The organism is Stenotrophomonas sp. TWI273, assembly GCF_039674765.1.
Lineage (GTDB): Bacteria > Pseudomonadota > Gammaproteobacteria > Xanthomonadales > Xanthomonadaceae > Stenotrophomonas.
The window spans coordinates 1-19824 of record NZ_JBDJOA010000004.1; the positions used below are offsets into that span (position 1 = coordinate 1).

The following is a 19824-nucleotide window of genomic DNA, read 5'->3' on the forward strand; positions in this document are numbered from 1 at the left end:
GGCCGGCAACCAGGCGGCCCTTCCCGGGCAACCGGAGGAGCCGGCCAGCGGCCGGCACTACCGGCATCGCTTCCGGTCAGCCACACATGGTGTGGCTCTACCCGTCATGCACCGCCCACAAAAAAGCCCCGGCTCGCGCCGGGGCTTTTCCGTTTCAGGGCGTCACCGCCGGATCAACGATCCGGACGGTGGGCCGTATTGGCTTCGCCCTGGCGCTCCAGGAACTCCTTGGACGGTTCGTCCAGCTTGTCACCCAGCATGCGGCGGACCACCACGAAGAACACCGGGATCATCAGCAGACCCAGGAAGGTGGCGAACACCATGCCGCCGATCACGCCGGTACCGATCGCGTGACGTGCGTTGGCGCCGGCACCGGTGGAGATGGCCATCGGCACCACGCCCATGATGAAGGCGAACGAGGTCATCAGGATCGGGCGGAAACGCAGGCGGGAGGCTTCGATGGTCGCCTCGCGCAGGTTCTTGCCCGCCGCCCGTTGCTCCACCGCGAACTCCACGATCAGGATCGCGTTCTTCGCCGCCAGGCCGATCACCGTGATCAGGCCGATCTTGAAGTACAGATCGTTCGGCAGGCCACGGGCGAGCGAGAAGGCCAGGGCGCCGAGGACACCCAGCGGCACCACCAGCAGCACCGCCACCGGGATCGACCAGCTTTCATACAGTGCGGCCAGGCAGAGGAACACCACCACGATGGACAGCACCAGCAGCAGGGTCGCGGCGTTGCCGGCCAGGATTTCCTGGTAGGACATGCCCGACCAGTCGTAGCCGAAGCCGGCCGGCAGGTCGTCGTTGACAATCCGTTCCATCGCCTGCATCGCCTCGCCCGAGCTGCGGCCTTCCGCCTGCGAACCGACGATGTTGACCGCCGAGTAACCGTTGTAGCGGCTCAGCGACGGCGGGGCGGACACCCACTCGGACTTCACCACGGTGCTCAGCGGAATCATCGCCTGCGTACCGTCGGCGTTGGTCTGCAGCGTGCTGGGCGTGTAGAAGCTGTTCAACGACTCCGCACCGGTGCGGTACGGGCCATCCGCCTGCAGGGTCACGCGCTTGATGCGGCCTTCATAGAAGAAGTCGTTGACGTACACCGGGGCCAGCATCAGCTGGATGGTGCTGTAGACGTCCGAGACCGACAGACCCATGGTCTGCGCCTGCACGCGATCCACGTGCAACTGCAGCTGCGGGGCGTTTTCCAGGCCGTTCGGGCGCACGCCGGTCAGCAGGTCGCTTTCCTGCGCCGCCTTGCCGAGCAGGATGTTGCGGGCCTGCGTCAGCTGCTCATAGCCCACGCCGCCACGGTCCTGCAGCCACATGTCGAAGCCGCCGAACTGGCCCAGGCCCTGCACGGTCGGCAGGTTGACCACGAAGATCTGCGCTTCCTTGATGCCGAAGAACGCGCCGTTCATGTTGTTGATGAACTCGGGCACCGTGATGTCGCGGTCCGCCCAGGGCTTGAGGCGGATGAAGCCCATGCCCACGTTTTCACCGGAGCCGACGAAGCTGAAACCCGCCACCTGCAGCATGCCTTCGAAGCCATCCTGCTTTTCCAGGATGCCGCGCATCTGGGCAAAGGCGTGGTTGGTCTGCGACTTGGTCGAGCCCGGCGGCAGCTGCACGATCGCCAGCGCATAGCCCTGGTCTTCTTCCGGCAGGAAGCTGCCCGGCATGCGCGTGAACAGGAAGCCGCAGAGCGCGGTCAGCACCACGAACAGGATCATCCAGCGCGGGGCATGCTTCACCGCCGAGGTGATGTGGCCCACGTAGGTGTTGCTGACCTTGTCGTAGTACTTGTTGAAGGTGCGGTAGACGATGTTCGGGTTGTCGTTGTGCGTCGGCTTGAGGAACGTCGCGCACAGCGCCGGGGTGAAGCCCAGGGCCAGGAAAGCCGAGAAGGCCATCGCGATGGCGATCGTCAGCGCGAACTGCTTGTAGATCTCACCGGCGGCGCCGCCCTGCAGGGCCGACGGAATGAACACCGCTGCCAGCACCACGGTAATGGCCACCACTGCACCGGTGATCTGGGTCATGGCCTTCTGGGTGGCGGCCTTGGGCGGCAGCTTCTCCTCGGTCATGATGCGTTCGACGTTCTCGATGACCACGATCGCGTCATCGACCACGATGCCGATTGCCAGCACCATCGCAAACAGCGTCAGCTGGTTGATGGTGAAGCCGATGATGCTCATGCCCAGGAACGTACCCAGCAGTGCGACCGGGATGACCAGGGTCGGGATCAGCGTGGCGCGGAAGTTCTGCAGGAAGATCAGCATCACCAGGAAGACCAGCACGACCGCTTCGATCAGGGTCTTGACCACTTCCTCGATCGAGATCTTCACGAAGGTGGTGCTGTCGTACGGCGAGAACCAGCTGACACCGGCCGGGAAGCTCGGCTTGAGCTCGTCCATCTTCGAGGTGACCGCATTGGCCACGTTCAGCGCGTTGGCGCCCGGCAGCAGCTGGATCGCGAACGCACCGGTCGGCTTGCCGTTGTACTGGGTATCAAAGCCGTAGTTGTTCGCACCGAAGGCGATCCGGGCGATGTCCTTGAGCAGCACGCGCGAGCCGTCTGCATTGGCGCGCAGGATGATGTTCTCGAACTCTTCCGGCGAGCTGAAGCGGCCTTCGGCCGACACGGTCGCGGTGAAGTAGTGCCCCTCGGGCGAGGGATCCGAGCCCAGCGAACCGGCCGCGAACTGCACGTTCTGGTCCTTGATCGCGGCCAGCACCTGCGTGGCCGACAAGCCATAACCCTGCATCTTTTCCGGGTTGAGCCAGATGTTCATGGCGTACTCGGAACCGAACTGCTGGGTGCTGCCCACGCCGGGGATACGCGAGATCTGGTCGAGCACGCGCGAACCGACGATGTCGTTGAGCGCATCGCGGTCGATCGAGGCGCTGTCGGACTGCAGGGCCACCACCATCAGGAAGCCGGCGTTGGCCTTGGCCACCACCACGCCCTGCTGGGTCACTTCAGTGGGCAGGCGAGGCGTTGCCAGCGAGACCTTGTTCTGCACCTGGACCTGGGCGATATCGGCATCGGTGCCGGTTTCGAAGGTCAAGGTGATGGTGACGCGGCCGTTGGAGGCCGAAGAGGAGCTGAAGTACAGCAGGTGATCGATACCGGTCAGCTGCTGCTCGATCACCTGGGTGACCGACTTTTCGGCGGTGTCGGCGCTGGCGCCGGGGTAGGTGGCGCTCACCGTCACCTGGGGAGGCGCGATGCTCGGGTAGGACTCCACGCCCAGACCCAGGATCGAGATCACGCCCGCAAGCGAGATCAGGATCGCGACCACCCAGGCGAATACCGGGTGTTCAATGAAAAATTTAGGCATGACGGAGGATTCCCGTTATTGCTTGTTCGGTTCGGCAGCCGGAGCGGCGTCGGACTTTGCGGCGGCATCAGCCGGGGCGGCCGCGGCGTCAGGTTTGGCGGCAACCGCCGGAGCGGCCCCTGCCGGAGCAGCACCCGCCGGGGCCTGGCCATTGCCGTTGCCGGCGGCCGGGTTCCACGGGGCGGCCTTGGCCGGTTCGCCTTCCTTGACCTTCTGCACGCCGGCCACGATCACCTGATCGCCGGCATCCAGACCACCGCTGACCAGCCAGTTGCTGCCCTGCTGGCCTTCGCTCTTCACATTCTTGCGGGCGACCTTGCCGTCCTTGCCCACCACCAGCACGTAGCCGCCGGTGGTGTCGCGCTGCAGCGCCTGCAGCGGGACCAGGTAGGCGTTGTTGCGCTCACCCAGCGTCGCCTGGAAGCTGACGAAGGCACCCGGCAGCAGGATCTGCTGCGGGTTCGGCAGCACCGCGCGCAGCGAGACCGCGCCGGTGGCCGGGTCGACCGTGGTCGAGGAGAAATCCAGCGTGCCCGGCTGGTCATAGACCGTGCCGTCGGCCAGCTTCACCTGCACGGTGGACTTGCCGTCACCACTCAGGGCCAGTGCGCCCTTGGCCTGCGCCGCGCGCATCTGGGTCAGCTCATCCACGCTCATCGAGAAGTTCACGTACAGCGGGTCGAGCTGATCCACGGTGGTCAGCAGGGTCACATCGCCCTGGCCAACCAGCGCACCTTCAGTGACCTGCTGCTTGCCGGCGCGGCCGCTGATCGGCGAGCGCACTTCGGCATAGCCCAGGTTGATCCGCGCGCTGGCCAGCGAGGCCTGGGCCTGCTGCACGGCGGCAGCGGCAGTGCGCTCGGTGGCTTCGGCCGCATCCAGATCGGACTTGGAGACGTAAGCCTGCGGGGCCAGCGAGCGGGCGCGGTTGGCGGCGGCCTTGGCGTTGGCGGCGGTGGCCTGCGCCGACGCCAGCTCGGCCTGGGAGGCATTGAGTGCTGCACGCAGCGGCGCCGGGTCGATCAGGAACAGCACCTGGCCTTCCTTCACATCCGAGCCTTCCTGATAGACGCGCTTGAGCAGCACGCCTGGGACGCGGGCGCGCACATCGGCGCTGCGGAACGGCGACAGACGGCCGACCAGCTCACGCTGCAGCGGCAGGGTCTGCGGCTTGGCCTCGATCACGCCCACCTCCGGCGGCGGCGGGGCCTGCTGCTCTTCCTTTTTGCAGGCGGTCAACGCAAGGGCGACTGCGCACGTCAGGGCAAGGGTGCGGAGTGGGGCGATCATCAGGAGAAGCTCCGGTGTTGGTTTGAATACGAAGCCGTGGCCGCATCGGGCGCAGCGAATGCGCGCAGGAAGCTGTCGACGGAGAATTCTGCCCAGCGGCGGCGCACGGCGGCGTCATCGCGGTGGGGGATGTGGAAACGCTGTTTCTCGAAATCCAAGCCGGCGATCATGCTCAATAGCAGTTCAGCCATGAAGTGCGGGTCGTCATGCCTCAGCTGACCCTCGGCGGAACGCGTTGCCAGCCATTCAGAAACATGAAGTGCCAAGGCTCCGGCCCCGTTCTGGTAGAGCGTACGGGCTTCCTGCGGGAACTGACTGGACTCGGCGGCGATCAGGCGGCGGGCCTGGACCACATGCGGCTGGTTGAAGTGATCCAGATAGTCGTTGGCGAACCGCAGCAGACTGCCGCGCAGGTCGTCACCGTCGAGTGAGCGCAGCCCAGCGGTGGCGCGGCAGACGTGCCGCTGCATCACCCGCTTCAGCAGTTCCTGTTTATTGCCATAACGGCTGTAGAGGGTCTGCTTGGAACATCCAGCGTGCTGTGCCACCGCGTCCATGCTCAGTTGCATGCCCTGGCTGGCAAGCAGTTCGCGCACGGCATCGAACACGCGGTGATCGCGCGCGTCCAGGGTGCTGGCGGCGGGGGGTGGGGGAGTCACGGGGTGGACTATACCGTCCAGTTCAGAATTGTAGAAGCCTTGTTTTTCAGCGGCGTTTGATAGCCAACGTCAAGTGGCAACGGAAGCGGCCGATGCTGCGTCGGAGGAAACCCCGATGCGTTGATCCGTACTCGGCCGAATTGATCGTGCCGATGTAAACGGGACCCAACCCGAAAGACCTTATTCCGTCCTGCAGCAAGGTATTTCTGTGCGGTAGGCCTACAATTTCATTTTCCCAACTGAGCATCACGCACCGCTCCGTCATGAAACCGCAAAAACCAGCAGCCAAGACCGTGAAAAACAAATCCAAACCAGCCGATACGCAGACTGTTTCGCCAGTGGGCTTCTCGCTGGAGCCGGTGTACACGGCCTTGCGCAAGCGCTACCCGGCGGCCGGGCAGGCCGAGGCAGTGGCTTTTGCCGCCGACTTCTACAAGCGCATGGAGGCGGACGAGTTCCCGCACCACAGCGCCGAGGAGTGGGCCGCACTGGCAGCGGACACGCTGGAATTCGCGCGTGTGCGCAAGTCCGGCAAAGCCAACGTCCGCGTGTTCAACCCGACGCTGAAGAGCAACGGGTGGGAGTCGCCGCATACGGTGTTGCAGATCGTCAACGACGATATGCCGTTCCTGGTCGACACGGTGACGATGTCGCTGGCCGAGCATGGCGTGGGCGTGCATGTACTGGGTCACCCGGTGATCCGCTTCGCCCGTGACAAGGCCGGCAAGCTGACCGGTGTCAGCGACGGCACCGCCGAATCGGTGATGCTGCTGGAGATCGACCGCCAGCCGGCCGAGGCCATGGCCGACGTCGAGAAGGCCATCATCAAGGCGCTGGACGAGGTGCGTGCCATCGTCCGCGATTGGGACGCGATGCGTGCCAAGGCGCAGAGCCTGGCCGACGACCTGGGCAGCCGCCAGCTGCCGGTGGATGCCGCCTCGCGCGCCGAAGCGCAGGAATTCCTGCGCTGGGCCGCCGACAACCACTTCACCTTCTTCGGCTACCGCGAGTACCGCGTCGAGAAGCAGGGCAAGGAAGACGTGCTGGCGCCGCTCAACGACACCGGCCTGGGCCTGATGCGCGGGCAGGACAAGTCCGCTGCACGTCCGGTCAAGACGCTCGCTGCGCAGGGCCTCAATGCCACCACCGGGTTGAAGGACGCGCTGATCCTGACCAAGACCAATGCCCGCTCGCGCGTGCATCGCGCCGGCTACATGGATTACATCGGCGTGCTCGAATTCGACGCCAAGGGCAAGATCATCGGCGAGCAGCGCTTCCTGGGCCTGTTCACCTCCAGCGCGTACAACCGCCGCCCGTGGGAGATCCCGCTGGTGCGTCAGCGCCACGAGTACGTGATGAGCAAGTCCGGCCTGGCACCGAGCAGCCACAGCGGCAAGGCCCTGCGCCACATTCTGGAAACCCTGCCGCGCGAAGAGCTGTTCCAGTCCAGCGAAGATGAGCTGTTCCGCACCGCCATGGGCGTGCTGGGCCTGCAGGAGCGCGTGCGCAGCCGTCTGTTCCTGCGCCGTGACAAGTACAGCCGTTTCATCTCCGCGCTGGTGTACCTGCCGCGCGAACGCTTCAACACCGATGTGCGCCTGCGCATCGAAGCCATGCTCAAGGATGCCCTGCAGGGCGAGTACGTGGACAGCTCGGTCGTGCTCGGTGAGTCGCCGCTGGCCCAGGTGCACCTGATCGTGCGCCCGAAGGCTGGCCAGACCCTGGAAGTGGATACCAGCGCACTGGAGCAGAAACTGGCCCAGGTGCTGCGCAACTGGCAGGACGATCTGCGCGAAGCGCTGGTGGCCCGTCACGGTGAGGGCGAAGGCCTGCGCATCGCGGCGCGTATCGGCAAGGCGTTGCCGGCCGGTTACATCGAAGACTCCAGCACCGAGATCGCCGCCAACGACGTCAGCCAGCTCGACGCGCTGACCGGTCCGGACGACCTGCGCCTGAGCCTGCAGGCCGTGCAGCGCGAAGGCGGCGATGGCCTGCGCCTGAAGCTGTACCGCCAGCTGGACGATATTCCGCTGTCCGATGCGTTGCCGATGATGGAAAACATGGGCCTGCGTGTCATCGCCGAGCGTCCGTACCGTCTGACGGTCGATAACGCCCCGGTGTATGTGCAGGACTTCGAAGTGGAATCGGTGGCCGGTGCGATCGATGCGCCGAGCGTCGATGCCGCCTTCGGTGAAACCTTCGCCCGCGTGTGGCACGGCGATGCCGAGAACGACGGCTTCAACCGCCTCGTGCTCGCGGCCGGCCTGCACTGGCGCCAGGTGGCGATGCTGCGTGGCTACTGCAAGTACCTGCTGCAGACCGGCGTGCCGTTCTCGCAGGCCTATGTGGAAGGCACCTTCACCCGCTACCCGCTGCTGGCCCGTCTGCTGGTGGAGCTGTTCGAAGCGCGCTTCGATCCGGCCACCGGCCACGAGAGCAAGGACGCGATCGCCGAGGGCCAGGCCCAGCTGCGCGCGCATCTGACCGTGCTCGCCGGCGGTGACGAAGCCACCCTGAAAGTGCTCAAGACCGTGGTCGATGCGCGCAAGGGCGACCGCACCGTGCAGATGGACGCCGCGCGCGATGCGCTGCTCAAGCTGATGGACCGCGTCTCCAGCCTCGATGAAGACCGCATCCTGCGCAGCTTCATGGGCGTGATCGATGCGACCCTGCGCACCAGCTACTACCAGACCGATGCCGAGGGCCGTCCGGGCCACGTCATCAGCTTCAAGTTCGATTCGGCGCTGGTGCCGGACCTGCCCAAGCCGCGTCCGTACCGCGAAATCTTCGTGTACGGCCCGCGCGTGGAAGGTACCCACCTGCGCTTCGGCGCCGTGGCTCGTGGTGGCCTGCGCTGGTCGGATCGTCGCGAAGATTTCCGTACCGAGGTGCTGGGCCTGGTCAAGGCACAGATGGTCAAGAACACGGTGATCGTGCCGGTCGGCGCGAAGGGCGGTTTCTTCGCCAAGATGCCGCCGGTCAACGGTGACCGTGATGCGGTGTTCGCCAACGGCGTGGCCTGCTACAAGCTGTTCATCCAGGGCCTGCTGGACATCACCGACAACATCGTCAACAACAAGATCGTGCCGCCGGTGGACGTGGTCCGCCACGACATGGACGACCCGTATCTGGTGGTGGCCGCCGACAAGGGCACCGCGACCTTCTCCGACATCGCCAACGGCCTGGCCGTGGCGCACGGCTTCTGGATGGGCGACGCGTTCGCCTCCGGTGGCTCGGTCGGTTACGACCACAAGGGCATGGGCATCACCGCCCGCGGTGCGTGGGAGTCGGTCAAGCGCCACTTCCGTGCGCTGGGCCGTGACAGCCAGAGCCAGGACTTCACCGCGGTCGGCGTGGGCGACATGTCCGGCGACGTGTTCGGCAACGGCATGCTGTTGTCGCGCCATATCCGCCTGGTCGCGGCATTCGATCACCGCCACATCTTCCTGGACCCGAACCCGGATGCGGCCACGACCTTCGTCGAGCGTGAGCGTCTGTTCACCGTGCCGCGCTCCAGCTGGGCCGATTACGATGCCAAGCTGATCAGCAAGGGCGGTGGCGTGTACCCGCGTACGCTGAAGTCGATCGAGATCACCCCGCAGGTCCGTGAGGTACTCGGCCTGGACGAGGGCATCAAGTCGATGACCCCGAACGACCTGATGAGCGCGATCCTGAAGTCGCCGGTCGACCTGCTGTGGAACGGCGGCATCGGTACCTACGTCAAGGCGGCCAGCGAGCAGCACAGCGATGTCGGCGACCGCGCCAACAACGCGCTGCGCGTCAATGGCGGCGAGCTGCGCTGCAAGGTGGTGGGCGAGGGCGGCAACCTGGGCATGACCCAGCTGGGCCGTATCGAAGCCGCCCAGGCTGGCGTGCTGCTCAACACCGACTTCATCGACAACTCGGCCGGTGTGGACACCTCCGATCACGAAGTCAACATCAAGATCCTGCTCAATGATGTGGTGCGGGCCAAGAAGTTGACCGTCGAACAGCGCAACAAGCTGCTGGCCTCGATGACCGACGAAGTAGCCGCGCTGGTGCTGATGGACAACTACCGTCAGAACCAGGCGCTGAGCCTGATGGAACGCATGGCGGTCAAGCGCCTGGGTTCCAAGCAGCACTTCATCCGCACGCTGGAACAGCAGGGCCTGCTGGACCGCCAGATCGAGTACCTACCCTCGGATGCGGAACTGTCCGCACGCAAGGCGCGTGGCCAGGGCCTGACCCGTCCGGAGCTGTCGGTGCTGTTGTCCTACTCCAAGCTGGTGGCCTTCCAGCAGCTGCTCGAGTCGGACATCCCGGAAGATCCGTACCTGTCCAAGGAGCTGCAGCGCTACTTCCCGACGCCGCTGCAGAAAAAGTACGCCGATGCGATGGAGCGTCACCGCCTGAAGCGCGAAATCATCGCCACGGCCGTGACCAACCAGACCATCAACCGCATGGGCGCCACCTTCCTGATGCGCATGCAGGAAGACACCGGCCGCACCGTGGCCGAGGTCGCCAAGGCGTACACGATCAGCCGTGAAACGCTGGATGCACGCGCGCTGTGGGCACAGATCGACGCCCTCGACGGCACGTTGCCGGAGTCGGTGCAGATCGATGCGCTGGAAGTGATCTGGAAGCTGCAGCGTTCGTTCGTGCGCTGGCTGCTCTCGCGCCCGGGCGCCATGCCGGGCATCACCGAAGCCGTCAACCGCTACCAGGCCGCGTTCAACGACATCCGCGACGCCTCGGGCGTGCTGCCGGATTCGCAGCGCCCGGCCTACGAGGCCAGCGTGCAGGAGTGGAAGGACAAGGGCCTGCCGCCGGCGTTGTCGCAGCAGCTCTCGGAACTGCAGTTCCTGGAGCCGGCGTTCGACATCATCGAACTGGCCCGCACCCGCAAGCTCAAGCCGGTGGACGTCTCCAAGGTCCACTTCCGCCTGGGCGACGCCCTGCAGCTGCCGTGGCTGTTCGAGCAGATCGACGCGCTGGAGGTCAACGGCCGCTGGCACGCCGTGGCCCGTGGCGTGCTGCGCGACGAGCTGGCCGCCCACCATCGCAACCTGGCCGCCCAGGTTCTGTCGATGAAGGGCAGCAGCGCCGAAGCCAAGGTCGCCGCCTGGATGGGCCGCGATGACAGCAGCCTGCGCTTCACCCTGGCGATGCTGGCCGAGCTGGCCGAGCAGAAGACCCTGGACTACCCGACCGTTTCGGTCGCGGTCCAGCGCCTGGGTCAGCTGGCTTCGCATGGTGCGTAAGCATGGTGCGTTGGCGCATTCGCGCTGACGCCCCACGGTTTGCCTTGCAAACCGTGGGCCCCATGCAAACGATGCTTCCAGACCCCCGCGCCTTCGGCGCGCCCCCCTGACTCAGGGGGGCTCTGCTCCAGAGGGATGGGCGGGGGCCGGTAACGGCATTGCATGAGAAACACACGGCTCCGCTTCGGCGGGGCCGTTTTCGTTTCCGTCCGTGCCGGCCCGCGACCGGCACGAACGGTTATGCTCTTGCCGGCATACCCCACCCGGATTCACCGATGAGCGACACCCCCCGTATCGCCTTCATGGCCAGCTCCACCGAAGCGGCGCAGCTCGCCCTGGCACAGATGCGGGCCCGCTATGGCGACTACACGCCCGAGCAGGCCGAGGTGCTGTGCCCGTTGGGGGGGGATGGCTTCCTGCTGCAGACGCTGCATCGCTATGGTGCGCTGGAAAAGCCGGTGTTCGGCATGAAGCTGGGCACGGTGGGCTTCCTGATGAACCAGTTCCGTGATGATGATCTGCCCGCGCGCCTGGCGGCCGCGGAGCCGGCCAACCTGCGGCCGCTGGAGATGCTGGCGTTGACCGAGTCCGGCACCACCACCGGCTCGCTGGCCTACAACGACGTCTCGCTGCTGCGGCAGACCCGCCAGGCCGCGCATATCGGCATCGACCTCAATGGCCAGGAGCGCGTGGCCGAGCTGATCGGCGACGGGGTGCTGGTCGCCACCCCGGCCGGCAGCACCGCCTACAACTATTCCGCGCATGGCCCGATCCTGCCGCTGGGCTCGCACACGATCGCGCTGACGCCGTTGGCGCCGTACCGCCCGCGCCGCTGGCGGGGTGCGATCCTCAAGGCGGACACCGAAGTGCGCTTCCGGGTGCTCGACCCGTACAAACGCCCGGTCAGTGTCACCGCCGATTCGCACGAAACCCGCGATGTGGTGGAAGTGACCATCCGCGAATCGCGCGAGCGCCGCGTCACCATGCTGTTCGACCCGGAGCACAACCTGGAAGACCGGATCCTGAGCGAGCAGTTCATGTTCTGACGGCGCACGGCCGTGCTGGCCATGCACTGTGGGAGAATGGCTGGCCGGCCGCTGCGGCCGCATTGGATTGCTGATTGCCATGGGCGACAACACCCCCCGTTTGCTGACCGTTGCCGTGACGTCGCGGGCCCTGTTCGATCTGGAAGAGGGCCACGCGCTGTTCGAGGCCGAAGGCGTCGATGCCTACGCCGAGTACCAGCGCAAGCACGAAGATGATGTGCTGCGCCCCGGCGTGGCCTTCCCGGTGGTACGCAAGCTGCTCGCGCTCAACCAGGGCCAGTCGCCGGAACAGCCGCGGGTGGAAGTGATCCTGCTGTCGCGCAACTCCGCCGATACCGGCCTGCGCATCTTCAATTCGATCCAGCACTACGACCTGGGCATCATCCGCGCGACCTTCACCGCGGGCGAGCCGACCTGGCCGTATGTGAAGCCGTTCGGCACTGATCTGTTCCTGTCGGCCAACCCGGAGTCGGTGCGGCGCGCGCTGCTGCACGGGATCGCTGCCGCGACCATCCTGCCCAAGCCGCCGGGCGAGACCATCGCCGCAGCCGAACAGGTCGATCTGGGCCGTCCGCTGGGCCAGCTGCGCATCGCCTTCGATGGTGATGCGGTGATCTTCGGCGATGAGAGCGAGCGCATTTCGCGCGAGCAGGGCGTGGAAGCGTTCGGCCGCCATGAGCGTGAGAACGCCCGTGAGCCGCTCAGTGGCGGTCCGTTCCGCAACTTCCTCTCGGCCCTACACACCCTGCAGGCCGTGTTCCCCTCGGGCGAAGATGCGCCGATCCGCACCGCGCTGGTCACTGCGCGTTCGGCACCGGCGCACGAGCGGGTCATCCGCACGCTGCGCGAGTGGGGCGTGCGCCTGGACGAGGCGCTGTTCCTGGGCGGCCGCCACAAGGGCCCGTTCCTGGAAGCGTTCGGCGCGGACATCTTCTTCGACGATTCCCAGCACAACATCGACAGCGCGCTGCAACACCAGAGCGTGGCCGCCGGGCACGTGCCGCATGGGGTCGCCAACGACGGTTGATGGTGCGTGGGGGCCATGTACCCACCAACGGTGGCGCCCATGTACCCACCAACGGTGGCGCCTATGTACCCACCAACGGTGGGTGCCTACTGGATCGGCAGGACCGACGGGGCGGTGCTTTCGGGGTTCAATGGCAGCCGGATGTCGACCAGGCGCCAGCGCAGCCCCGAGCGCTGCAGGATGAAGACCACCGGCGCGCCCTGCGGGGTATGGGTGGTGGCGGTGAACCGCGACAGCGACTCGAAATGGTGGGTGGCGCCGTTCAGCGGCCGCGCCGGCCGTGGCGCCGCGTAGGCATCGTTGCTGGGGCTGTCCAGGTCGTTGCTGGCGCGCTTCCACAGGGTGTGGCCCTCCAGCAGCGCACCGATGCCGGTGGGGGTCACCAGTGCGTCCACGGCGGTCGCGCTCAGCCGGTCACCGGCCGAGAGCAGCAACGCACCGAACAGGCTGGACTGCATGTCCGGACCCGCGCGGCGCACCACGTAATCGCTCAGCTGGGCGCGCAGGTTGGCGCGCAGCATCGGGAAATCCACGTAACGGTCGAGTCTGGCGGTGTCGCGCTGTTCGATCGCGCGGCTGAGACCATGCACGGTCACGTAGGGGCCGCCGAACACGATGCCGGCCAGCACCAGCAGCACGGTGACCAGCAACCAGAGCAGCTTCTTCATCGGATCTGCCTTGTCGTCATGGTGCCCAGCTTGACCCAGCCGGCGTCAGCGCACGTGAAGCTCAGAATTCCAGGTCCAGCGCCGCACACAGGTAATCCACGAACGGGGCCAGCGTGACCAGGTCGGCTGCGATGGTCTGGCGCAGTCGCGGCCCGGTCATCGTGGCGTCGTCCAGCGAGCGCCAGAACACCCAGTTGCGGTGCTTGAGATCGTCGATGAACTCGAACTCCGGCTCGAACCCGCGCGGGGCCCGCACCAGCTTTTCGCTTTCCTCGAAATCGAACTTCTTGCGCAGCGCCGGCGAATGCGCGGCGGCCTTCCAGCTGCCCGGGTTGTCGACGATGAAATGCCGCACCTTGCGCTGCGTGGCCGGCTCGGGATGCCACAGGCCGGCGCCGACGAAGCTCTCGCCCGGCTGCAGGTGGATGTAGAACGACGGGGCTGGCACCTGCTTGCGCCGCTCATGGAACAGGCGCGCGCCCTGCCAGCTCTTGTAGGGCGATTTATCGTTGGAGAAGCGCGCATCGCGGTAGATGCGGAACAACGACCCACCCACGGTGCGCGGATCGGCGCGGAAGTGCTCGCTGACTGCGGCCAGGTCCGGCTGCAGATCGGTGATCAGGCGCAGGAACGGCTGGCGGACGTGCTCTTCGTACTTCGGCTTGTGCTCGTTGAACCAGGTCTTGTCGTTGTTGCGGGCCAGGCCGCGCAGGAAGGTGAAGGTGGCCGGGCTGAAATACGTACTCATAGGCTGCTCTGCAGGTGGGTGCCCCAGTCGCGCAGGTGCTGCAGCAGGGCGAGCTTGCCGGCATCGTCGGCGTGCTCTGCGGCCAGTGCATCCAGCTGCGCGGTGAACTGCGGCAGGGTCTGTTCGCCCAGCGATGCATCGCCGAGCAGGCGCTGGCGACGATAGTCGTTCCAGCGTGAGCGCTCAGTGGTGTCCAGGGTGTCCGGGTAGTTCCGGGCGCGGTACCGGAACAGCAGCTCGGGCATGCGCGGGTCGCGCAGGCGCTCGGCGAAGCTGGCCAGTTCGGCCGGCGGGCTGGTGCGGATGCGTGCCATCAGGGATTTGTCGCCGTCGGCCAGGAAGCCGTCGTAGAGCGAGGCGTCCACATCGCTCGGCGCCAGCGAGCGCTCACCTGAATACACCTGGCGAACTTTTTCGGCCAGGGCCGGGCCGATCTGTCGCAGGCGCTCGGCGTTGGCTTCGATCGCGGCCGGGTCGATGCCCAGCCGCGCATGGTCGGCCGGGCGTAGATGGTTCCAGGCGACCAGCGCCGGGACCTTGTTGAGGTGCACTTCCTTGAGCGGCACGCGCTGCTCACCGTCGGCCATGTCGGCCGCGCGGGTGTACAGGCGCGCGGCGATGGTTTCCGGCGGCAGATCGAGCAGCGGCTCGATATCGCCCTCCAGATCGAACGCGATGATGCGGTTGTTGATGAAGGGATGGCGCGCCAGTGGCAGCACCGGTGCCGCGCACATGCGCTGGGCCGGGTAGCGCATCGAGATGTGCAGCACCGGCTGCATCGCATCCACATCCAGCAGGCTGCCCACGAAGCGCTTGTCACGCAGCTTCAGCGCGTAGTCCCAGAGCCGCGGCTGGGCCTGCTTGAACAGCTTCGCCAAGCCGATCGTCGCGTGCACATCGGACAGCGCTTCATGTGCATCGCCCTCGCGGACGTTGTTGGCCGTGGCCAGATGCTCGAGCTTGAATGACGTGGCGCCGTCTTCGCGCTGCGGCCAGACAATCCCGTCCGGGCGCAGCGCATGCAGCAATCGCATCATGTCCAGCAGATCCCAGCGCGAATTGCCGTTGCGCCACTCGCGTTCATAGGGGTCGTAGAAGTTGCGGAACAGCCCGTGGCGGACGAACTCATCGTCGAAGCGCAGCGTGTTGTAGCCCAGCGAGCAGGTACCCGGCTGCGCCATCAGGTCGTTGATCCGCGCGAACGCTTCGGCCTCGGTGACGCCGGCGCTCAGCGCGTGCTGCGGGGTGATGCCGGTGATCAGGGTGGCGATCGGGGAGGGCAGCAGATCATCGGCCGGTTTGACGTAGAAGCTGACCGGTGCTTCGATGATGTTCAGATCGGCATCGGTGCGAATACCGGCGAACTGCGCGATGCGCGTGCGGCGCGGGTCCTGACCGAAGGTTTCCAGGTCATAGAACAGGAAGCTGTCGGCCATCAGTGCGCACCCTCCAGGACGGGCAGTTGTTCGTGGACCAGCCGCTCCAGTGCGGCCCAGTCGATATGCGCCAGGCTGTCGTGCCCGGCAGTGGCTTCCTCCAGCATGCGCCGCTGCAGCTCGGTGCGCGCCAGCGCCACGGCGTACGGGGTACGCAGGAAGGTGACCATCGTGTAGTGCGGCACGAAGCGGGTCGGCCAGCGCGCCTGCAGCGCCTGTTCCAGTTCGCGCTGCAGCAGGAACTGCGGATCGGCCACGCGGTCGCGCATCTCCAGGTAGTTCTCCAGCGCCATCTGCTGGATCGCCTCGGCGTTCGGCTTGCGGTCCGCTTCGAATGCAGCGAAGGCCTCGCCCAGCGAATCCTGCTCCAGCAGATGCGCGGCCAGGGCGATGCAGTCTTCGAAGGCGCAGTTCATGCCTTGGCCGTGGAACGGGACCATCGCGTGCGCCGCGTCGCCGATCAGCACCGCGCGGCCCTTCATATGCCAGTGCTTGAGATGCAGCGTGCCCAGCAGGCCCGGCGGATGCTGCTCCCAGTCGCGGCGCAGGTTCGGGATCAGCGCCAGCGCATCGGGGAAGTCGCGCGCGAACAGCGCTTCGGCCTCGGCCCCGCTGTTGGTGGTGGCAAAGCTCGGATCGCCCTCGTTGGGCAGGAACAGGGTGACCGTGAACGTGCCTTCGTCGTTCGGCAACGCGATGCACATGTAGTGCCCGCGAGGCCAGATGTGCAGTGCATTGGCCTCGATCCGGAAGCCGCCATCGTCGGTCGGCGGGATTTCCAGCTCCTTGTAGGAGTGGTCCAGGAAGTCGATGCGCTCGTCCAGCGGCTGCTTGCGGTTCATCGCCGCGCGCAGCGCCGAGCCGGCACCGTCGGCCCCGATCAGGGTGTCGAAGCGGATGTCGTGCGGCTGGTCGTCGCGGTCGTCGATGAAGCGCGCGTAGCCGGCATCGAAATCCACCGTGTGCAGGCGGCGGTGGAAGTGCACGGTCGCACCGGCATCCTCGGCCAGCTGCAAAAGCGTGGTGTTGAGGTCTTTGCGGTGGATCGACCAGATCACTTCGCTGTCGTCGCGCCCGTAGCGTTGCAGCTGCGGCTCGCCTTCGCGCGGGTGGATCATGCGCCCGCGCATCATCACCGCCTTGGCCATGACGGCGTCTTCCACGCCGGCTTGGCGCAGTGCGTGCCGGCCGCGTTCGGCCAGCGCCAGATTGATCGAACGACCGGACTCGTAATCGCTCACGCGCGGATCGCCGCGGCGCTCATACAAGGTGATCTGCCAGCCCTGGCGGGACAGCAGGATGGCCAGCAGTGAACCGGCCAGGCCAGCGCCGATGATGCTCAGCGAGCGGGAGGGGGTAGCGATCAAGGCGATGTCCGTGGGGGCGGGGAGGGCGGTCGGGTCAGCGACCGGCCCAGGCGTCCACTTCCTCGACGAAGTGGTGCAGGTCGAGATAGCGGTTGTACAGCGGTGTCGGCGAGATACGGATCACGTCGGGCTCGCGCCAGTCGCCGAGCACGCCCACGGTCTGCAGGTACTCGAACAGGCTGCGGCCGCGCTCGCGGCCACCGGCCACGCGCAGCGACAGCTGGCAGCCGCGGCGATCCGGCTCCGAAGGCGTCAGCACCTCCAGCACGCCTGAAAGGCGCGCACGCACCAGCGCATCCAGCATGCCGGTCAGGCGCAGCGATTTGGTCCGCAGCGCATCGATGCCGCCGGCTTTGTCGACAACATCGAGGGCCGCGCGCAGCGGGGCCAGGCCCAGCACCGGCGGATTGCTGAGCTGCCAGCCTTCGGCACCGACAGCGGGCACGAACTGTGGCGCCATCTTGAAGCGGGTGGCTTCTTCATGGCCCCACCAGCCGGCGAAGCGCGGCAGCGTGGTATCGCGGTGATGGCGTTCGTGCACGAAGCAGCCGGCCACGGCGCCCGGGCCGGCGTTGAGGTACTTGTAATGGCACCACACGGCGAAATCCGGCGCGATATCGTGCAGCTGCAACGGCACATTGCCGACCGAATGCGCCAGATCGAAGCCGACGCGGGCGCCCTGCAGGCGCGCCATGCGGGTGATGGCGTCCAGATCGAACACCTGGCCACTGCGGTACTGCACGCCAGGCCACAGCACCAGCGCCAGGCGCGGGCCGTGTTCGGTGATGGCGCGTTCGATGGCCTGCAGCGAGATCGTGCCGTTGGGCTCGTCGGGCTGCACTTCGATCAGATCGGTATCGGGGTTGAAGCCATGGAAGCGGATCTGCGATTCCACCGCATGCCGATCCGTCGGGAAGGCGCCGGCCTCCATGAGGATGACGGGGCGCTCGACGGTGGGCCGGTAGAAGCTGACCATCATCAGGTGCAGGTTGACGCTGAGGGTGTTCATCGCCACGACTTCGCTGGGCAAGGCGCCGACGACGCGGGCGAGCTGTTCGCTGACCAGGCGGTGGTAGTGCAGCCACTGGGTGTCGCCGGTGAAGTGGCCTTCGACCGCCAGCGAGGCCCATTTGTCCATGACTTCCTGGACGGCGGCACGTGCCCCGCGCGGCTGCAGACCCAGCGAGTTGCCGACGAAGTAGGTCTGGTCGCGATGGTTGTGCTGCGGGAAGACGAATTCGTTGCGCAGGGCGCGCAGCGGGTCGGCGGCGTCCAGGGCAACGGCATGGGTGCGGCTGAGGAGTTCGGACATGGTGCAACCGGCGGTGTCAGTGAGCCGACAGTTTATCCGGGTGGTGGGGGCGTGGGCTGAATCTGGCTTGCGGTGCTGATTTGGCGGGGGCTGGTGATTGGCAGCTGGCGCTCAAGGGACCCAGCGCCAATGCCGAAGCCAAAGCCAAAGCCAAAGCCAAAGCCAAAGCCAAAGCGTACGGAGTGACGTTCCAGTGTACGGGCCGGTGTGGGTGGGCCTGCTGGACCCGCCGCAAGTACGTCCATGTAGGCTCGTAGTGCGGCATCCATGCCGCACACGGTCCTGCAAACCCACCCCCGCCGGCCCACTCCCAGGCGCCTCAACCGCGGGCTCTAAAGCTCTAAAGCTCTAACGCTCTAAAGCTCTAAAGCTCTAAAGCTCTCAGGCTTTCAAGTCCTGACGCCCTGGAGCGACCCAGCCATCACCCCCCAACAGCGACCTTCGCAGGCAGCGGATCCACATGCCCGCACGCATCGCACGTGCGCAACGCCAATGACGAGTGATAGCGATCGAACACCTTCGGCAGATCCGTCTCGATGTTCTCCAGCGCGAAAAACTCCTCGTACAACTTGTGATTGCACCGCTCGCAGAACCACATCAACCCATCGCGCTCATGCGCCAGCCGCTTGCGCTCCACCACCAGGCCCACACCGCCTGGCGGGCGGCGCGGCGAATGTGGCACACCGCCCGGCAGCAGGAAAATATCGCCCGCGCGGATCGGAATGTCGCGCACCGCGCCATCTTCCTGCACCTTCAGCGTCATCTCCCCTTCAAGCTGATAGAACCACTCCGGGCCCTCGTCGTAATGGAAATCCGTGCGGCTGTTCGGGCCGCCGACCACCATCACGATGAAATCGCCGTTCTCGATCATCTTGTTGCCGACCGGCGGCTTCAGCAGATGCCGGTTCTCTTCGATCCAAGCGAGCAGATTGATGGGCGAGGCAAGCATGGGAGATGTCCGTAAAAGGAAGAATCAGTCGCGCCGACCGTGGCGCGGCACGTAGGACAGTGCCTTCTCGTAGGCCGGCTGCAGGTCTTCCGGTGCGCCCACGTCAATGCCCATCTCGCGCACCCGGCCGTCCTTCAGGCTGTATACCCAACCGTGCACCATCAGCTTCTGGCCGCGTGCCCAGGCATCCTGCACGATCGTCGAGCGGCAGGCGTTGACCACCTGCTCGATCACGTTCAACTCGCACAGGCGCGCATGCTTCAGCGCCGGATCCTCGATCGCCTCCATGATCGTCGAATGTTTCTGCGCGACATCGCCGACATGGCGCAGCCAGTTGTCGGCCAGGCCCACGCGTGTGTTGTTCAAGCTGGCGTGCACGCCGCCGCAGCCGTAATGGCCCACGATCAGGATGTGCTTCACCTTCAGCTGATCCACGGCGTACTGGATCACGCTCAGGCAGTTCAGATCGGTATGCACCACCACGTTGGCCACGTTGCGATGCACGAAGACTTCGCCCGGTGCCATGCCGATGATCTGGTTGGCCGGCACGCGCGAATCGGAACAGCCGATCCACAGGTATTCCGGGTGCTGCTGCTTGGCCAGCTGGTGGAAGAACTCCGGGTCTTCTTTCTCGATCCGGTCCGCCCATTCGCGGTTGTTCTGCAGCAGCTTGTGGATGTCTTTCATCGTGCGGGGTCCCTGGCGTCGGGTGGGGGCAAGGCGCGGCCAGGGTGG

General features: G+C 66.1%; 12 protein-coding genes and 1 pseudogene. 3 read left to right on the top strand and 10 right to left on the bottom strand.

Annotated elements, in window-relative coordinates:
* Nucleotides 1-173 precede the first annotated feature (173 nt).
* The 3 genes from ABE571_RS06455 to ABE571_RS06465 are packed head-to-tail and all read right to left on the bottom strand — an operon-like array spanning nt 174 to nt 5296.
* The gene (locus ABE571_RS06455; RefSeq protein WP_313210660.1) at nt 174-3347 is read right to left on the bottom strand and encodes a multidrug efflux RND transporter permease subunit; all 3174 of its coding nucleotides are present in this window, start codon (nt 3345-3347) and stop codon (nt 174-176) included.
* Between the two features lie 15 nt (nt 3348-3362).
* The gene (locus ABE571_RS06460) at nt 3363-4637 is read right to left on the bottom strand and encodes an efflux RND transporter periplasmic adaptor subunit (protein WP_346493394.1); all 1275 of its coding nucleotides are present in this window, start codon (nt 4635-4637) and stop codon (nt 3363-3365) included.
* Nucleotides 4637-5296, bottom strand: a complete 660-nt coding sequence (locus ABE571_RS06465) for a TetR/AcrR family transcriptional regulator (protein WP_313210664.1) — start codon at nt 5294-5296, stop codon at nt 4637-4639. The genes ABE571_RS06460 and ABE571_RS06465 overlap by 1 nt, the downstream gene beginning before the upstream one ends.
* Before the next feature lie 347 nt (nt 5297-5643).
* Between ABE571_RS06465 and ABE571_RS06470 the strand changes: the two are divergent.
* From ABE571_RS06470 to ABE571_RS06480, 3 genes and pseudogenes are all read left to right on the top strand, one after another.
* A pseudogene (locus ABE571_RS06470) lies at nt 5644-10536 on the top strand (NAD-glutamate dehydrogenase domain-containing protein); the annotation flags it as partial.
* Nucleotides 10537-10811: 275 nt separating this feature from the next.
* Entirely contained in the window at nt 10812-11582 is a 771-nt protein-coding gene (locus tag ABE571_RS06475) for an NAD kinase (RefSeq protein ID WP_070470529.1), read from the top strand.
* A 79-nt stretch (nt 11583-11661) separates the two neighbouring features.
* Complete coding sequence (locus ABE571_RS06480; RefSeq protein ID WP_088434636.1) at nt 11662-12609, top strand: 5'-nucleotidase; 948 nt, start codon at nt 11662-11664, stop codon at nt 12607-12609.
* A gap of 86 nt (nt 12610-12695) precedes the next feature.
* On the opposite strand, the gene ABE571_RS06485 is transcribed toward ABE571_RS06480, so the two are convergent.
* The 7 genes from ABE571_RS06485 to can all read right to left on the bottom strand — a co-directional run bounded on the left by ABE571_RS06485 (nt 12696) and on the right by can (nt 19776).
* Nucleotides 12696-13277, bottom strand: coding sequence for a DUF2939 domain-containing protein (locus ABE571_RS06485; protein ID WP_313210671.1), 582 nt, complete (start codon nt 13275-13277; stop codon nt 12696-12698).
* 61 nt (nt 13278-13338) lie between these two features.
* Nucleotides 13339-14025: a DUF2461 domain-containing protein gene (locus ABE571_RS06490; protein ID WP_346493395.1), complete on the bottom strand. Its 687-nt coding sequence runs from the start codon at nt 14023-14025 to the stop codon at nt 13339-13341.
* Nucleotides 14022-15461 carry an exodeoxyribonuclease I gene (gene sbcB, locus ABE571_RS06495; protein ID WP_346482527.1) on the bottom strand — a complete coding sequence of 480 codons (1440 nt, stop codon included), beginning with the start codon at nt 15459-15461 and terminating at the stop codon, nt 14022-14024. The genes ABE571_RS06490 and sbcB overlap by 4 nt, the downstream gene beginning before the upstream one ends.
* Nucleotides 15461-16828 carry an NAD(P)/FAD-dependent oxidoreductase gene (locus tag ABE571_RS06500; protein WP_346493396.1) on the bottom strand — a complete coding sequence of 456 codons (1368 nt, stop codon included), beginning with the start codon at nt 16826-16828 and terminating at the stop codon, nt 15461-15463. Before ABE571_RS06500 ends, sbcB begins: the two co-directional genes overlap by 1 nt.
* Before the next feature lie 34 nt (nt 16829-16862).
* Nucleotides 16863-18140, bottom strand: a complete 1278-nt coding sequence (kynU, locus tag ABE571_RS06505; protein WP_346493397.1) for a kynureninase — start codon at nt 18138-18140, stop codon at nt 16863-16865.
* Between the two features lie 421 nt (nt 18141-18561).
* Nucleotides 18562-19089 carry a 3-hydroxyanthranilate 3,4-dioxygenase gene (locus ABE571_RS06510; RefSeq protein WP_346493398.1) on the bottom strand — a complete coding sequence of 176 codons (528 nt, stop codon included), beginning with the start codon at nt 19087-19089 and terminating at the stop codon, nt 18562-18564.
* 24 nt (nt 19090-19113) lie between these two features.
* Entirely contained in the window at nt 19114-19776 is a 663-nt protein-coding gene (can, locus tag ABE571_RS06515) for a carbonate dehydratase (RefSeq protein ID WP_313210683.1), read from the bottom strand.
* Nucleotides 19777-19824: the final 48 nt, after the last annotated feature.

What these genes read in the sequence shown, in the direction of transcription:
- ABE571_RS06490 (WP_346493395.1), bottom strand. Translation starts at nt 14,025, where the DNA reads ATGAGTACGTATTTCAGCCCGGCCACCTTCACCTTCCTGCGCGGCCTG.
- kynU (WP_346493397.1), bottom strand. Translation starts at nt 18,140, where the DNA reads ATGTCCGAACTCCTCAGCCGCACCCATGCCGTTGCCCTGGACGCCGCC.
- ABE571_RS06510 (WP_346493398.1), bottom strand. Translation starts at nt 19,089, where the DNA reads ATGCTTGCCTCGCCCATCAATCTGCTCGCTTGGATCGAAGAGAACCGG.
- ABE571_RS06455 (WP_313210660.1), bottom strand. Translation starts at nt 3,347, where the DNA reads ATGCCTAAATTTTTCATTGAACACCCGGTATTCGCCTGGGTGGTCGCG.
- ABE571_RS06460 (WP_346493394.1), bottom strand. Translation starts at nt 4,637, where the DNA reads ATGATCGCCCCACTCCGCACCCTTGCCCTGACGTGCGCAGTCGCCCTT.
- ABE571_RS06475 (WP_070470529.1), top strand. Translation starts at nt 10,812, where the DNA reads ATGAGCGACACCCCCCGTATCGCCTTCATGGCCAGCTCCACCGAAGCG.
- ABE571_RS06485 (WP_313210671.1), bottom strand. Translation starts at nt 13,277, where the DNA reads ATGAAGAAGCTGCTCTGGTTGCTGGTCACCGTGCTGCTGGTGCTGGCC.
- ABE571_RS06480 (WP_088434636.1), top strand. Translation starts at nt 11,662, where the DNA reads ATGGGCGACAACACCCCCCGTTTGCTGACCGTTGCCGTGACGTCGCGG.
- can (WP_313210683.1), bottom strand. Translation starts at nt 19,776, where the DNA reads ATGAAAGACATCCACAAGCTGCTGCAGAACAACCGCGAATGGGCGGAC.
- sbcB (WP_346482527.1), bottom strand. Translation starts at nt 15,461, where the DNA reads ATGGCCGACAGCTTCCTGTTCTATGACCTGGAAACCTTCGGTCAGGAC.